The sequence below is a fragment of the Vibrio sp. R10-SF1-ISO8 genome (genome assembly GCF_059833805.1).
Genome location: NZ_JCBDHL010000006.1, coordinates 254760 through 269950 on the forward strand (window position 1 = coordinate 254760; position 15191 = coordinate 269950).

Annotated in this window: 14 protein-coding genes; 7 read left to right on the plus strand and 7 right to left on the minus strand. The window is 45.7% G+C overall.

Annotated elements, in window-relative coordinates:
• Window positions 1-22: 22 nt before the first annotated feature.
• The gene (gene fkpB, locus AC6R00_RS03040; RefSeq protein WP_004744850.1) at window positions 23-454 is read left to right on the plus strand and encodes an FKBP-type peptidyl-prolyl cis-trans isomerase; all 432 of its coding nucleotides are present in this window, start codon (window positions 23-25) and stop codon (window positions 452-454) included.
• A gap of 26 nt (window positions 455-480) precedes the next feature.
• A complete protein-coding gene (gene ispH, locus AC6R00_RS03045) occupies window positions 481-1446 on the plus strand; it encodes a 4-hydroxy-3-methylbut-2-enyl diphosphate reductase (RefSeq protein WP_500639284.1) in 966 nt (321 codons plus the stop codon).
• 107 nt (window positions 1447-1553) lie between these two features.
• Here ispH and AC6R00_RS03050 read toward each other — a convergent pair whose 3' ends face one another.
• Entirely contained in the window at window positions 1554-3038 is a 1485-nt protein-coding gene (locus AC6R00_RS03050; RefSeq protein WP_500639285.1) for a carbon starvation CstA family protein, read from the minus strand.
• Between the two features lie 205 nt (window positions 3039-3243).
• On the opposite strand from AC6R00_RS03050, the gene AC6R00_RS03055 reads away from it, so the two are divergent.
• Window positions 3244-3585, plus strand: a complete 342-nt coding sequence (locus AC6R00_RS03055) for a DUF2799 domain-containing protein (protein WP_054962728.1) — start codon at window positions 3244-3246, stop codon at window positions 3583-3585.
• Between the two features lie 51 nt (window positions 3586-3636).
• Here the strand turns inward: AC6R00_RS03055 and murQ are convergent, their stop codons facing one another.
• The 4 genes from murQ to AC6R00_RS03075 are packed head-to-tail and all read right to left on the minus strand — an operon-like array spanning window position 3637 to window position 8149.
• Entirely contained in the window at window positions 3637-4563 is a 927-nt protein-coding gene (gene murQ / locus AC6R00_RS03060) for an N-acetylmuramic acid 6-phosphate etherase (protein WP_500639286.1), read from the minus strand.
• A gap of 8 nt (window positions 4564-4571) precedes the next feature.
• Window positions 4572-5684, minus strand: coding sequence for an anhydro-N-acetylmuramic acid kinase (locus tag AC6R00_RS03065; RefSeq protein ID WP_500639287.1), 1113 nt, complete (start codon window positions 5682-5684; stop codon window positions 4572-4574).
• A complete protein-coding gene (locus AC6R00_RS03070) occupies window positions 5677-6555 on the minus strand; it encodes a glucosamine kinase nucleotide-binding domain-containing protein (RefSeq protein WP_500639288.1) in 879 nt (292 codons plus the stop codon). Before AC6R00_RS03070 ends, AC6R00_RS03065 begins: the two co-directional genes overlap by 8 nt.
• A gap of 1 nt (window position 6556) precedes the next feature.
• A complete protein-coding gene (locus AC6R00_RS03075; protein WP_500639289.1) occupies window positions 6557-8149 on the minus strand; it encodes a sodium:solute symporter in 1593 nt (530 codons plus the stop codon).
• Window positions 8150-8384: 235 nt separating this feature from the next.
• Between AC6R00_RS03075 and AC6R00_RS03080 the strand changes: the two genes are divergently transcribed.
• The gene (locus tag AC6R00_RS03080; RefSeq protein WP_500639310.1) at window positions 8385-9233 is read left to right on the plus strand and encodes a MurR/RpiR family transcriptional regulator; all 849 of its coding nucleotides are present in this window, start codon (window positions 8385-8387) and stop codon (window positions 9231-9233) included.
• 9 nt (window positions 9234-9242) lie between these two features.
• Window positions 9243-10229, plus strand: a complete 987-nt coding sequence (nagZ, locus tag AC6R00_RS03085) for a beta-N-acetylhexosaminidase (RefSeq protein ID WP_500639290.1) — start codon at window positions 9243-9245, stop codon at window positions 10227-10229.
• 50 nt (window positions 10230-10279) lie between these two features.
• Here the strand turns inward: nagZ and btsR are convergent, their stop codons facing one another.
• A complete protein-coding gene (btsR, locus tag AC6R00_RS03090) occupies window positions 10280-10999 on the minus strand; it encodes a two-component system response regulator BtsR (RefSeq protein WP_500639291.1) in 720 nt (239 codons plus the stop codon).
• A 9-nt stretch (window positions 11000-11008) separates the two neighbouring features.
• Window positions 11009-12685 (minus strand): LytS/YhcK type 5TM receptor domain-containing protein, encoded by a 1677-nt coding sequence (locus AC6R00_RS03095; protein ID WP_500639292.1) that lies wholly within the window; start codon window positions 12683-12685, stop codon window positions 11009-11011.
• Window positions 12686-12922: 237 nt separating this feature from the next.
• On the opposite strand from AC6R00_RS03095, the gene AC6R00_RS03100 reads away from it, so the two are divergent.
• Together AC6R00_RS03100 and tyrA are read left to right on the plus strand one after the other, a co-directional pair.
• Complete coding sequence (locus AC6R00_RS03100) at window positions 12923-13999, plus strand: 3-deoxy-7-phosphoheptulonate synthase (RefSeq protein WP_500639293.1); 1077 nt, start codon at window positions 12923-12925, stop codon at window positions 13997-13999.
• Window positions 14000-14017: 18 nt separating this feature from the next.
• A complete protein-coding gene (gene tyrA / locus AC6R00_RS03105; protein ID WP_500639294.1) occupies window positions 14018-15145 on the plus strand; it encodes a bifunctional chorismate mutase/prephenate dehydrogenase in 1128 nt (375 codons plus the stop codon).
• Window positions 15146-15191: the final 46 nt, after the last annotated feature.

Genomic DNA, 15191 nt, shown 5'->3' on the forward strand with positions numbered 1-15191 from the left:
ACGACCTCAAGGAAGCAGTAACGTGACTACCATTGCCCAAGATTCTGCAGTAACTCTGCACTTTACCATTAAGATGAATGACGGCTCTGTTGCCGACAGTACCCACAATATGGGAAAACCAGCCAAGCTAGTGATTGGTGATGGCAGCTTGAGTGATAACTTTGAACAGTGTCTTCTCGGGCTAAGTAGTGGCGAGAAAAAGGCCATTGAGCTTAAAGCGCAAGACGCGTTTGGTATGCCTAACCCAGACAATATCCACCATATGGACAGAACTAAGTTTGTTGGTGACGCAGAAGTTGAAGTAGGAACGATTATGGCGTTTTCAGGCCCTGATGGGATGGAAATTCCTGGAATCATTAAAGAAATTGCTGGGGATTCAGTGACCGTTGACTTTAACCACCCCCTAGCAGGACAAGATGTGACTTTTGAAGTTGAAATTTTGTCAGTAGAATAGCGAGCCAAAGCGAAAATATAATCATCATGAGCAATGAAATGAAAATTAAGTTAGCTAACCCACGTGGCTTTTGTGCCGGTGTTGATCGCGCGATCAGCATTGTTGAGCGAGCACTCGAAATGTACCAACCGCCAATCTACGTACGCCATGAAGTGGTACACAACCGATTTGTGGTGGAAGGGCTAAAACAACGTGGCGCTATCTTTGTTGAAGAGTTACATGAAGTACCTGATGACAACATCGTAATCTTCTCGGCTCATGGTGTTTCTCAAGCGGTACGCAAAGAAGCCAAAGAGCGCGATTTAACCGTATTTGACGCCACTTGCCCGTTGGTGACTAAAGTTCATATGGAAGTGGCGCGTGCAAGCCGTAAACATATGGAAGTTGTACTGATAGGACACGCAGGCCACCCTGAAGTAGAAGGAACTATGGGGCAATATGCTAGTGAGCAAGGCGGCATGTACCTAGTTGAAACACCGGCAGACGTGGTTAGCTTAAAAGATAAAGTGAAAGATCCAAGTCACTTACACTACGTTAGCCAAACAACACTGTCTGTGGATGAAACTGCGGATGTGATTGAAGAGCTGCGACGCGTATTCCCTGATATTCAAGGCCCTCGTAAAGATGATATCTGCTACGCAACGCAAAACCGTCAAGATGCCGTGCGTGAAATGGCAACTGATGTGGATGTTGTGATTGTGGTTGGCTCTAAAAATTCATCTAACTCGACTCGTCTAAAAGAGCTTGCAGAGAAACTAGGTACACCGGGTTACCTGACCGATTGCCCTGAAGACATCGAGCCTCAGTGGTTTGAAGGTAAAGTGAGAGTCGGCGTAACTGCTGGAGCTTCTGCGCCAGAGGAACTGGTTAACAAGATCCTAGATCGTATTAAAGATCTGGTAGGTACTCGCTCTGTCGAAGAGATCCAAGGCCGTGAAGAAAACATGTTCTTTGAAGTGCCTAAAGAGCTACAAATAAAGCAAGTTGATTAAGCTTTCGTTATGACTTAAAGCCAGCATCTACTGCTGGCTTTTGTTTTATCTGTGACAAAGAAAAGGCTCCCGAAGGAGCCTTTTTCGCAAGCAAAGATATTGTTGGTTTACGCAGTTTCAGTGACTGTTTTTGGTTTCTCTTCGTCTGCTAGCTCTGTTTCACCTTTACCTTTCGACGTTTTAATCACGTAACCAGTAACGGCTAGAGCAAACAAGATACCTGAGATGGTTGAAACTTGAATTGGCAGACCAAAGCCTAGTGTGCTGTTGTTCAAAATGAAGGTCGCACACACAGTTGTCATGAAGATAGCAGGAACAGTTGTAATCCAGTGCATCTTATTGTGACGAAGTAGGTAAGCTGAAGCGGTCCATAGCATCATGACAGCGGTTGACTGGTTAGCAAAACCGAAGTAGCGCCAGATAACACCGAAGTCTACTTGAGTTAGGATGCCACCAATAATGAATAGTGGAACTGCCATCATTAAGCGGTTACGCAGTGCTTTTTGGTCAACGTTAAAGTATTCAGCTAGGATCAAACGACTAGAGCGGAAAGCGGTATCACCAGAGGTAATTGGTAGAATCACTACACCTAGGAAAGCAATTACACCACCAAACACACCCAGTAGGCCAAATGACGCGCTGTAAACAACATTGCCTGGGCCACCATTGCTTACTGCCTCAGACAGTGCATCTAGGTTACCAAAGAACGATAAAGCAATCGCACACCAGATAAGAGCAATAACACCTTCACCAATCATTGCACCATAGAATACAAAGCGGCCGTTCTTCTCATTTTCCATACAACGAGCCATCAATGGCGATTGCGTAGCGTGGAAGCCAGAGATTGCACCACAGGCGATGGTAATAAATAGCGCAGGCCATAGCGGCATATCGTTAGGGTTTAGGTTAGTGAACATGTCGCTCACTTGGAAATCACCCATTACAGTATGTTCGCTTGAGAAGGCAACTGCAGTCATCAAGCCAACAGACATGAAGATCAGTAGCGCGCCGAACAGTGGGTAGAAGCGGCCAATGATTTTATCAACAGGAACAATTGTTGCGATGATGTAGTAAGCGAAAATTGCGATGACCATAGTCGTCATGCTAACCGATAGGCTAGTTTGGTCATTGATTAGGTTAGTAATCATGCCTGCAGGCGCTGATACGAATACCACACCAACCAATAGCAATAGAACAATGGCAAAGATATTCATAAAGTGTTTTGCGCCATTGCCTAAGTAGCGGCCAGTAATGGTAGGAACAGAGGCACCGCCGTTACGAACAGACAGCATACCTGAGAAGTAATCGTGTACTGCGCCAGCGAAAATACAGCCGATAACAATCCACAGCATAGCCGCAGGGCCGTATAGGGCACCCATGATTGGGCCGAAGATTGGACCAACACCAGCGATGTTAAGTAGCTGAACGAGATAAACTTTCTTGGTAGACATTGGCACGTAGTCAACACCATCGGCTTTGGTATGCGCAGGAGTTTGACGTTTTTCGTTAATGCCAAAGACTTTTTCTACAAAAGCCCCATAAATAAAGTATCCGCCGATTAGGGCTGCAACACAGGTTAGAAACCACAACATAGCACTTGTTCCTTAGTGAAATTGATTAAGCTCACCATGCATATTATGGGGTTACTTGGCTATCATCATCTGGTTATGGAGTGAGTGGTCGTATAACGAAGTGAGTGGTTTGCTGAGAAAATAAGTGGTTTTTACGTTTGGTGAGTAGCAATTATTAGGATTTAGTGGTTTGATTAATAGAAGTCTGCAAAAACAAGGAAAAACAATGAGAAACATCGTTATCGCAGCGTTAGTGTCAGTATTGGCGGCTTGTAGCAGTAGCCCTGAGCAGTTAGCTGAGCAAGGGGATTGGTACCAAATCGGTTATCAAGATGGCATCACTGGTCACACCCAACGCTCTTACACTGAATTGGCGAGTTTAGGCAGTGTTAAACACTCGGATTATGAAGAGGGTTATTTAGAAGGGGTAGGCGAGTATTGTAACCCTGATTTTGCTTATCAAATTGGGTTATCTGGTCAGTATTATGAGGGTGTATGTGAAGGTACCGAAACAGCACAAAGATTCCGCATGGAGTGGCAGCGTGGTTGGAATGAACACCAAAATTAACGCTTTATAGAGTTGAGGGAGAAGAGTGAACTTCTCCCTTTTTCATTTTTTCTATTCGCCTTGGTGGTGTTGTACTGCTTTGCGTAAGAAACCATCTTGTTTTTCTAGCTGATTTTTAGCTTGAGATAATTCCATACCAGTCAGTAGCATCAAAATCGCCAGTTTCACATCATAATCGGTTTTCTCTAGCGTTTCGGTGGCTAGGCTATTATCACAATCTGTCGCTTGCATAACGATTCTGGCTGCGCGTGCGACGAGCTTCTTATTCGTCGCTTTCACATCGACCATAAGGTTCTGGTAGCTCTTACCTAAGCGAATCATACTGGCTGTGGTAAGCATGTTGAGCACGAGCTTTTGCGCGGTCCCTGACTTTAAACGCGTCGAGCCAGTCAAGGCTTCTGGGCCTACAACTGGGCTAATGGCTATTTGGGCAATATCGGCAATCGTTGAATCTGGGTTACAAGACAGAGCAACTGTTGTCGCACCAATGTCATTGGCGAATTCCAAAGCACCGATGACGTAAGGGGTTCGGCCGCTAGCCGCAATACCGACCACCACATCTTTAGCGCTAAAGTTAATCGATTTGAGGTCTTCAACACCAAACTCAGGGGAGTCTTCCGCTCCTTCCTTTGCTTTTAAAATCGCTTCTGGGCCGCCAGCAATCAGGCCAATCACCATTTGGTCTGAAACGCCAAACGTTGGAGGACACTCCGAGGCATCTAACACACCTAAGCGTCCGCTAGTGCCAGCACCCATATAAACAAGTCTGCCACCCACTTTAAATGCGGCAGTGATTTTGTCGACCGCTTGGGCTATCTCAGGTAGGACTTTTTCTACCGCTAATGGGACTTGTTGATCTTGCTGATTGATTCGCTTAACAATTTCCAGAGAAGGCAATAAGTCGATATCCATCGTCTCTGGGTTACGTCCTTCAGAAACGAGATGAGAAAGAGCAGCGATTAACGCATCGTTAGTCATAGTGGTCCTTATTTATCAGCAAAGTACATCACACCAAGGGAGACCGCTTTACTGGCTCCGGTGACTTCAGGCAGATTGCTTGGCAAATTGTGAATACGGCGATAGGCGAGCCAAGCAAAGGCCATCGCTTCCATATTGTTGCTGTCTACACCCTTGTCATCGGTCAACATGACCTGCCAATTAGGTAGCTGCTGGATGAGACAACGCTTGAGAAGAGGATTGTGTGCTCCTCCTCCGCATACCAATAGTTCTGGTGAGCTACCCACGGCGAACTTACTTACCTCGTTAGCAATTGTCATCGCGGTATACTCACACAAAGTCCGTTGTACATCTGCAGGCTTAATAGAGAACTTAACGAGGATAGCTTCTAACCAAGGTAAGTTAAACAGCTCGCGGCCCGTGCTTTTCGGAGCGCTGAGCGCAAGATAAGGCTCACTGAGTAATTCACTTAGCAATTCTTGATTGAGCTTTCCTTGTAGTGCGAATTGAGCATTGTAGTCATAGGCATTGCCAGTGTTTTTAGCACACCATGCGTCCATCAACATATTACCTGGGCCAGTATCATACCCAACAACGGCTTGCTCAGGTCGCAAAACGGAAATATTGGCGATTCCTCCGATATTAAGTACCACCACACTAGACTCTGTAGAACCAAAAATCGATTGGTGAAATGCAGGAACCAGTGGCGCCCCTTGACCTCCAAGAGCCATGTCCTTGCGTCTGAAGTCCGCAATGGTGTCTATTCCTGTTAGAGCGGCAATAATATTGGCGTCACCTAGCTGAGTGGTAAATGGAGTATCTCCGCTCGGTTGATGATAAACGGTCTGACCGTGATTGCCGATAGCTGTGATCTTCTCGGCAACATAACCCGTTTTGTTTAACAGAGCTTGAACGGCTTGCGCGTAGAGTTGCCCGAGCAATTGATCAAGTTGACCAATTTCAACTAAGCTCGTTGCCTGACCTAGGCAAACATTTAATAGGCACTGCTTAAGTGATTGCGGAATGGGATAGTCGAGGCTATCTAGCAAGCGAACTTGATTGTGTTCGATCTCAACCAAAACAGTATCGATACCATCAAGGCTGGTACCAGACATAATGCCAATATACAGCTCTTTACTCATTATTATTTTCCACTTGTTGTTTTGCTAGCCAAATCGCCCCGTCTAAGGCGTCTCCTTTGGGCTGAATCACTCTAGGCTGCCATGGGTCACCAAGCCGTGAATGATAGTATGCGCCTAAACTCCCTAGAAAAGCGATATCTAAGTCATTATTTTCACAGCACTTTGCTATAAGCCTATCAATATGCCGACAGCCTTCGCTCAAGATGGCTAAGCTATCAGAGCAAGACTGCTCAGCCAGTCGAATGACATCGGGAGCGAGTTGGGCAAATTCGGTTGCTGTTGCTCGCTTTAGCCAAGTTATGACCTCAGCGCGAGAGTAGCCAATATTGTGTTTAAGATGATGAGTTAACGGCGAAGGAGAAGCTCCTTCGAGAGTATTGATTAACGCCCTAATGCTTTGCTGACCAAGCCAAGCACCACCACCTTGATCGCCGATAGGAAAGCCCCATCCACCAAAGATTTTCACCTCTCCATCATGGCTAAGCTGACTCGCCACCGAGCCTGTGCCAATCGCAATGACGTTAGTAGGTTGACCTTGATTAGCGCCTAACAGCGAAATATAAGCGTCAGTCGTGACTTGGCAATACGGGTAATTTGTTAAAGCTAATTGTAGTTGTTGTTTTAGCTCCAGATTCCCAGCCCCAGCAACACCGACAACGATTGAGACTTGCTCTGCTCGCAGTCTGTGTCGCTCAAGGCAAGCAGCAATGGCATGTTGAATAAGTTCTATTGCTTGTTTGCCTTGTTGTGTAAGGGATGACGGACCAAACGTTAAAGTGAAAAACGGGTCCGCCGTTAGGGGTTCCAGAGGCGTTAAACGAAGAGCGGTTTTGGTTCCGCCCCCGTCGACAGCAAGAAGGTGTGTAATCATATTAAGCCGTTTGTAGATGATCTTGCTCTTGTTTGCTTGTTTTCCCACACAAACAAACACAAAGCGAAACCAAAGTACCAATGCAAAGCTGATATGGGAACGCAAGCTGAACACCAACCCACTCTGGGTTAATAACACCCATGATGCTGTCCCATACATAAGCTTGCAGCAGCAATGTCGTTAAGAAGCCAGTGATAAGCGCCATGGCAACCGATGCTTCACTGCCACGTTTAGTAAAAATAGCGGTGAAGTAAACCCCCAGTAAGCCTGTGTAAGCAAAAACCATCACGCTGAGAGCAAAAGAGAGTAGCGGCATATCCGTGTACTGTTGCCAGTAGAAACAAAGAATCCCCATGCTACCCAATGCGGTTGCGGCCACGGCCATGCCGAAACGGCCTGCTTTGACATAGTGGAAGTCATCTTGTTGGCCATCACGAGCTTCTTTCCATGGACGGTAGAGGTCTTGCACCGCCACTGAAGACATAGAGTTCAAACCAGAATTGAGTGTAGATAATGCGGCAGCAACGACGCCAACAGTCACCAGACCACGCAACCCAGCAGGCATCTCGTTGAGGACGTAGTACATAAAGATGGTGACATTTTCGCCATTGAAGTTTTGTACTACTTCTTTACCCTCAACACCCATAAGCTCTGGTCGCTGATAAAAAACATACAGCAGCAAGCCGATGGTCATAAACACCAGTACGACAGGAATAGAGAAGATAATGGAATTGATCATCGCCTGTGAACCCTGCTTGGCGTTTTTACAGGTCAGGACTCGTTGAGTCATATCCTGATCAAGACCAAATGCACCGATGTTGAGTAACACAAAACCTGTAATACAAGCCCAGAAACTAAAGGTGCCGGCTGGTGAAAAATCGAGGCTAAAATCAAATAGTGTCAGTTTAGAGATTTGATCATTGCCCGGGTTTTGTAAGGCATGAACAATTTGCCCCATATCCGCTGGAATCTGTCCGAGAAGATAGACTATGACAGCAAGGGCTGCGCCCACATAAACAATCAACTGAATAAGATCACTCCAGATGACGGAGCGAATCCCGCCCATATAGGTGTAGGCAAGACCGACGATAACCAGAATCACGACCGAGGTAATGACGCTAGAGGGTTCAATGTTCGTAAACAGGATCATCGACACGGCGATAGCAGCCATATAAAGGCGAGAACCAGAAGCAAACACACGTCCCACGAGGTACATTAGGCCTGCGCGCTGTTTGGTTTTTTCACCAAAACGAACCTTAAGCAGCTCGTAAACGGTCGAGACTTTGTTGTGGTAGAACTTCGGTATCAGTACCCAAGCAACAAACAAAGCACCTAATATCCCGCCGATATTGGTGGCTAAGTAAGTTAGGTTACCGCGGTAGCTTGATTCTGGTCCGCCAAGGAAGGTAGCTGCAGACTGAGATGTCGCCAGTACCGATACCGCAACCACCCACACTGGCATACTGTTGCCACCGAGAAAGTAATCCTTGGTTGAAGTGATTTTGACGCGGCTGAAGTGCCAACCTGTGTAGGCAATTAGCGCAAAGTAAAGCGCGAATACTGCCCAATCTAATGAGGTAAATAGAGAATTCATAGCAGCTCCATAGCATGAATTGTGTAGGGTATATCTTTGTTATTTTCATCAGTATGCTGTGAAGAATAAGTGATTCAAAAAGCTATTCCTTGGTGGAATAGTGACCAGTTGTTTTCTATGACCATGATCCCATTTAATCGTCGAAGCTATTCTTCCGTGAATTGTTTTTTGGAATAGCTATTCCAGATGCAGACTTAGCTGAGTACACTGGCATCAATTGATAGGAGGCTTGATGATGAAAGGGTTAGCGCGAATAAAAACGCTTCTGCCAAAGTTATCACCATCCGATACGCAGATTGCTCAGTTCCTTCTAGAGTACCCTGAGCAAGTCAAGGTAATGTCATCTCCAGAGTTGGCTAAAGCGGTGGGAGTGAGTCAATCAACCATCGTTAAGTTCAGCCAGAAAATTGGTTACAGCGGGTTTTCTGAATTAAAGGTCAAGCTGTACGAAAGCGAGATAAGCTACCAGCCGACCTCGCGTAAGGCGATTCATGGCACTATCTCGCGTAGTGATGATATTCCGTTGGTGATGGCTAAGTTACTCGCGAGTAAACAGCAATCATTGGAGAGAACGATTGCGCTCAATGAAGGCGATAAGATAGAGCAGGCCACACGTTTGCTTCATTTAGCGGGCAAGATTCAGATAGCTGGTGTTGGGGCTTCTTCGCTAGTGGCCAAAGACTTAAGTTACAAGCTAATGAAAATTGGTCATGCGGTGCATTGTGAGCACGATGCCCATATCCAAATTGCCAATGCTTCGGCTTTAAATGAGAACGATGTGCTGATCGCTTTGTCTTATTCGGGGCGAAGTCGTGAAATTCTTCGCGTCGCCCAAATAGCTAAAGGGCGCAAAGCAAAGGCGATTACCATCAGCCAATTAGCGCCAACGCCATTAGACAAGTACTCCGATATAAAGCTAATGACTGCCGCCGACGAAGAGCATATTCGTAGCTCATCGATTACTGCGCGTGACAGTCAGTTATTGATTACTGATTTACTCTTTATTGCTTTAACTCAGCAAGAAGAGAGTGCTGATCAACTGATAGAACAAAGTAAATCCGCAGTAGCGGCATTGAAACAATAAGGATTCGTTATGGGACCGTTATGGTTAGACGTAGCAGGCTGTGAATTGACTGCGGAAGATAAAGAGATTCTTGAGCACCCAACGGTGGGGGGCGTGATCTTATTTGCCCGCAACTACCATGACAGTGAGCAGCTACTGGCTTTGAACAAATCGATTCGTCAAGCGGCTAAGCGCCCAATTCTGATTGGTGTTGACCAAGAAGGAGGCCGTGTTCAGCGCTTTAAAGAAGGATTCTCACTGATTCCGGCTGCTCAAAAATATGCTCAGTTTGATAATGGCGAGCAGCTTGCAGAGCAAGGTGGCTGGTTGATGGCAGCAGAGTTGGTTGCCCATGATATTGATTTGAGCTTTGCACCTGTTCTTGATAAAGGTTTTGATTGTAAAGCGATTGGTAGCCGTGCGTTTGGTGATGATGTTGATACCATAATCCGCCACAGCCTGGCTTATATGAAAGGGATGAAAGCGGTTGGAATGTCGACGACGGGTAAGCATTTCCCTGGACATGGCGGCGTTGTTGCGGACTCCCACTTAGAAACGCCATTCGATAGTCGAGACACTATCTTTGAACAAGATATGGCGATTTTTAAAGCCCAGATTGAATCGGGAATTTTAGACGCAATGATGCCGGCGCATGTTGTTTTCCCACACTATGATGATCAGCCTGCAAGTGGATCTGACTATTGGCTTAAACAGATACTGCGTGAAAAGCTAGGCTTTAAAGGCATTATTTTCTCCGATGATCTGACAATGGAAGGTGCATCGATCATGGGCGGCCCTGCAGAGCGTTCACATCAGGCATTGGTGGCGGGGTGCGATATGATTTTAGTGTGTAACAAGCGTGATGCTCAGGTGGAAGTGCTAGACAATCTGCCTGTGATGGAAACCCCTCAAGCAAACGGCTTATTGAAAACACAGAGTTTTAGCTTGTCTGAGTTACATAGCAGTGAGCAATGGAAACAGGCTTCCGAGGCCATGAAGCGTATTGTTGACGCTTAATCTCGTCGATTCACTCAACGAGCCGCACATCAAGTGCGGCTTTTTTGTTATTAGTGAAAACCTAACATCTCTTTTAAGGTCTTCAAGTAACGTCGACTCACCGGAAGTGGATGGTCACTGACGGTGATAATTTCTGCTAGGCCATTTTCGAGCAGTTTTATCTCTTTGATTGCTTTGATGTTAACCAAAAACTGGCGGTGACAGCGAACCAAAGGCGTTTTCTCTTCAAGTACTTTTAACGTTAGCTGAGATGTGGCTTTCTGTTCGTGGGTTTGAACATGGACGCCACTGATATCACTGTAGGCAAACTCAACGTCTTGGGTCGGAATAATGACGATGCGGTTTAAGCCAATACATGGCACCTGATCTAAGCTTTGAGGGGTAATGGCGGCAAATTGATGGGTCTCGGCTTGTTTTGATTTGAGTAACCGCTTGACGGTTTTCTCCAAGCGACAGGTATCAACAGGTTTTAGCAAGTAATCAAAGGCATTATCTTCAAATGCTTGGACAGCAAACTCATCATAAGCGGTGACAAACACCACGTTCGGCATGGTTTCAGGGTCGAGCATCGCTAACAGCTCAATCCCAGTAATCTGCGGCATTTGGATATCAAGAAACACCACGTCAGGCTTGAGTTGATTGATTTTTTTCAACCCTTCAATCGCATTGCTGGCTTGATCTATCACTTCAATGTGACCCGTTTCTTCGAGTAGCTCGGTCAGTTCTTCACGAGCAAAAAGTTCGTCATCTATGACTAATGCCGAAAGCATGTTGATACCTTAGTACATGTTCTTATTTGGGATGATAAAGCTCATCCGAGTAAAATGGTTAGGCTCGACTTCAATATTGAGAGCTGAAGCGCGGCCAAATTTATTGCTCAGGCGCTTGTCGACAATCTGCATCCCCAGACCCGCATGGTCATCGGCTGGTGGCGTGTAACTGCCTGCATTATCTTCCACCACGATTTGGAATCCTGACTCACTTATTTGACTGTAGATGTGAATCTTACCGCCTTCCAGAAGATTAGAGATACCGTGTTTAATGGCGTTCTCAACTAACGGCTGAAGGGTAAAGGTCGGTACTTTTCGAGTTAACAGCGCTTCATCAATATCAATTGTCACTTCTAAGCGGTCGGTAAAGCGCGCCTTCTCTATCGTGAGGTAGGCATTAACGTGGGCGAGCTCTTCTTTCAGCGTGACCGTTTCAATATCTTGCTTCAAGTTGCTACGAAAGAACTGAGAAAGGTGCTGAATAAGCTCCCGAGCTTTAGGTGGATCGCGCCTGATAACGGCACTGATAGTATTGAGAGCATTGAATAGGAAATGTGGATTGACCTGAGCGTGCAGCAGTTTGATTTCGGCTTGAGATAACAGCGTTTGTTTTTGCTGGTAATCGCCAAACAAGATTTGGCTTGAAAGTAGTTGGGCTATCCCTTCCGCCATCGACATATTGATGGTGGAAAATAACTTACGCTTGGGCTCGTAGAGCTTGATGGTGCCAATGACCTTGTCGCCTGCGCGAAGAGGAATGATCAGTGCTGAACCAAGCTTACAATCTGCAGAGATAGAACATTGATACGGCTTTTCTGCACCGTCTAGGTAGATGATGTCGTCTTGTTGAATAGCATCCAAGGTGCTTTGTGAAGAGATAGGAGTATTGGGTTTGTGGTGATCATCGCCGATACCAACAAAGGCAAGAATCTTTTCATCATCGGTAATCGATACCGCACCGACATTGGTCTCTTCATAGACAATACGGGCAATTTTCTCAGCGTTCTGCACATTGAAGCCAGAGGCCAGAATACCAACAGAACGCTCTGCAATATTTAGCGCGCGGCGAGAAAAGGTTGCTGAGTATTCTTCGAAGATGGTTTTTCTGTCCTGCAAAATACTCATAAATAGCGCTGCGCCTACCGAGTTAGCGATGATCATTGGCGCTGCAATAGCAGAAACCAAAGAATAAGCTTGATCAAACGGTTTAGCGACGATCAATATGATCAGCATCTGGACAATTTCAGCAACGAGAGTAATGGCGAACACAACGCTTGGGTTGAACAGTTGGTCAGATTTGTTCTTACGCACGAAGTAGACATGAAACAAGCCGCCAATGAGCCCTTCTGCTGTGGTCGAGATTGCGCAGGCGAGGTCGGTAAATCCACCTAGAGTATAGCGGTGTAGACCTCCGGTTAGCCCGACAAAGAAACCAACGACCGGTCCACCAAACAGTCCTCCCATCACTGCGCCAATCGCACGCGTATTGGCAATCGCATCATTAATCTGCAAACCGAAGTAGGTTCCCATGATACAAAATAGCGAAAACAGCACATAGACGCTCAGTTTGTGACTAAGACGGTTAGAGATATTTAGCAGAGGCAAAAAGATAGGCGTCTTGCTTAGCATATAAGCTAAAACCAAATAGACACACATTTGCTGAAGAAGAGAGAGGATCAGATCCATAACGAGTCAATTAGCGGGATTTAGGCTTATTTTAGTTAAGAATCCTTCTAGAAAACATGCTTATCTCATACTTTGACAAGAAAGAGAGTTAAAACATAGGGTGTAAACTAATTTTTACGAGTGTGTTTTTTTATATTTACACCTTGAAATCTATATTCAGCCTGTTATTTTATGCTTGTTCCAACCTAGTAAACACGGATATAGCTAGGTGTAAAAAATAATATACGGGTTAGAGTTATGCAAAAAAGTGAATTGAGCAATATTAACATTAGCGATGAACAAGTTCTTATTACACCTGAAGAGCTAAAAGCGAAACTACCTTTGAGCGACAACGCTCGACGTTTTATCCAAGAGTCTCGCCAAACCATTGCTGATATCATCCATAAGAAAGATCACCGTTTACTTGTCGTATGTGGTCCATGTTCAATTCACGATGTTGATGCAGCAAAGGAATATGCTAAGCGTCTAAAAGTACTCTCAGAACAACTGAGTGATCAACTGTATATTGTTATGCGTGTTTACTTCGAAAAACCTCGTACTACTGTCGGCTGGAAAGGACTGATTAATGACCCGCATCTAGATGGTTCATTCGATATCGAGCATGGCCTACATGTTGGTCGTGAACTCTTGGTTGAACTCGCTGAAATGGAAATTCCACTCGCGACGGAAGCGCTTGACCCAATTAGCCCACAATACCTAGCCGATACCTTTAGCTGGGCTGCAATTGGCGCCCGTACCACGGAATCACAGACACATCGTGAAATGGCGAGTGGCCTTTCAATGCCAATCGGCTTTAAAAATGGTACAGATGGCAGCTTAGCAACGGCAATCAATGCGATGCAGGCTGCTTCTTCAAGCCACCGTTTCATGGGTATCAACCGTGAAGGGCAAGTCGCACTACTAACGACCCAAGGTAACCCAAACGGTCATGTTATCCTTCGTGGTGGTAAGCAGACGAACTACGATTCCGTTTCTGTCACTGAGTGTGAACAAGATATGGCTAAGCACGGCTTAGAAGCGTCACTGATGGTTGACTGTAGCCATGCAAACTCGCGTAAAGATTTCCGTCGTCAGCCGCTTGTAGCAGAAGATGTGATCCATCAGATTCGCGAAGGCAATAAGTCTATCATCGGCTTGATGATTGAAAGCCATATCAATGAAGGTAATCAATCTTCAGATATTCCTCTCAATGAAATGCAATATGGCGTATCTATCACCGATGCGTGTATCAATTGGGATACAACTGAGGCACTATTACGTCATGCACATGAAGAGCTAGTCCCTTTCCTAGAAGACCGCTTGAAAGGTAAGTAGAGAGCACAAGGAATATCAATGGCAGTTGAATTGAATGAATTGCGTGATCAGATAGACGCAGTCGATAAACAAATTCTTGATTTATTATCCCAGCGACTTTCTTTAGTTGAGAAGGTTGGTGAAGTAAAAAGTGAGCATGGTTTGCCAATCTATGCTCCGGATCGTGAAGCTGCAATGCTGGCTTCGCGTCGTGAAGAAGCCGAGAAAAAGGGTGTACCACCGCAGCTCATTGAAGACATTTTGCGCCGCACTATGCGCGAGTCATATGCGAGCGAGAAGGATTCTGGCTTTAAGTGCCTCAACCCTGAAATGCGCTCTGTTGTAATCGTTGGTGGTAATGGTCAACTGGGTGGACTGTTTGGTCGCATGTTCACACTGTCTGGCTACGATGTAAAAGTACTTGGCAGCAAAGATTGGCACCGCGCTGATGAACTGCTAGAGAATGCTGGCATGGTTGTGGTGACCGTGCCAATTCACCTGACTGAAGGTGTGATTGAGAAGTTGGGTAAGCTGCCTGAAGATTGCATTCTGTGTGATTTAACCTCGATAAAATCAAGACCGTTACAAGCGATGCTGAACGTCCATAAAGGGCCTGTTGTAGGTTTGCACCCTATGTTCGGTCCAGATGTGCCAAGTTTAGCTAAGCAGGTGATTGTCTACTGTGATGGGCGTGGTGAAGAGCAATATCAATGGCTGTTAAAACAATTCTCTATCTGGGGCGCGAGCTTATGCCAGATTGATGCAAGTGAACATGACCACGGTATGACGTTGATTCAGGCACTAAGACACTTTACGTCGTTCGCTTACGGTCTACACCTAAGCCGAGAAAACCCAAATATCGATAAGCTACTGCAGCTTAGCTCACCTATCTATCGTTTGGAGTTAGCAATGGTTGGTCGTCTGTTTGGCCAAGATCCTAACCTATACGGGGATATCATTCTCTCTTCTCAGGAAAACATCGACATGATCAAGCGTTTCCACCGATGTTTCGGTGAGGCGTTGGAAATTTTGGATGGTAATGACAAACAAGCATTTGTCGAGAGCTTTGATAGAGTGAGTGACTGGTTTGGCGATTACTCAAAGCAGTTCCTTGATGAGAGCCAGAACTTGTTAAAACAAGCTAATGACTCCATTCATCGCGGCTAATAAGTCGAGAATGAATAGAGAAAGAGCGACCAAACGGTCGCTCTTT

Excerpts from the sequence above, each read along its gene's own strand:
- AC6R00_RS03065 (WP_500639287.1), bottom strand. The coding sequence starts at position 5,684 with ATGAGTAAAGAGCTGTATATTGGCATTATGTCTGGTACCAGCCTTGAT.
- btsR (WP_500639291.1), bottom strand. The coding sequence starts at position 10,999 with ATGCTTTCGGCATTAGTCATAGATGACGAACTTTTTGCTCGTGAAGAA.
- tyrA (WP_500639294.1), top strand. The coding sequence starts at position 14,018 with ATGGCAGTTGAATTGAATGAATTGCGTGATCAGATAGACGCAGTCGAT.
- AC6R00_RS03055 (WP_054962728.1), top strand. The coding sequence starts at position 3,244 with ATGAGAAACATCGTTATCGCAGCGTTAGTGTCAGTATTGGCGGCTTGT.
- AC6R00_RS03100 (WP_500639293.1), top strand. The coding sequence starts at position 12,923 with ATGCAAAAAAGTGAATTGAGCAATATTAACATTAGCGATGAACAAGTT.
- AC6R00_RS03080 (WP_500639310.1), top strand. The coding sequence starts at position 8,385 with ATGAAAGGGTTAGCGCGAATAAAAACGCTTCTGCCAAAGTTATCACCA.
- AC6R00_RS03050 (WP_500639285.1), bottom strand. The coding sequence starts at position 3,038 with ATGTTGTGGTTTCTAACCTGTGTTGCAGCCCTAATCGGCGGATACTTT.
- AC6R00_RS03075 (WP_500639289.1), bottom strand. The coding sequence starts at position 8,149 with ATGAATTCTCTATTTACCTCATTAGATTGGGCAGTATTCGCGCTTTAC.
- AC6R00_RS03070 (WP_500639288.1), bottom strand. The coding sequence starts at position 6,555 with ATGATTACACACCTTCTTGCTGTCGACGGGGGCGGAACCAAAACCGCT.
- murQ (WP_500639286.1), bottom strand. The coding sequence starts at position 4,563 with ATGACTAACGATGCGTTAATCGCTGCTCTTTCTCATCTCGTTTCTGAA.
- AC6R00_RS03095 (WP_500639292.1), bottom strand. The coding sequence starts at position 12,685 with ATGGATCTGATCCTCTCTCTTCTTCAGCAAATGTGTGTCTATTTGGTT.
- nagZ (WP_500639290.1), top strand. The coding sequence starts at position 9,243 with ATGGGACCGTTATGGTTAGACGTAGCAGGCTGTGAATTGACTGCGGAA.
- ispH (WP_500639284.1), top strand. The coding sequence starts at position 481 with ATGAGCAATGAAATGAAAATTAAGTTAGCTAACCCACGTGGCTTTTGT.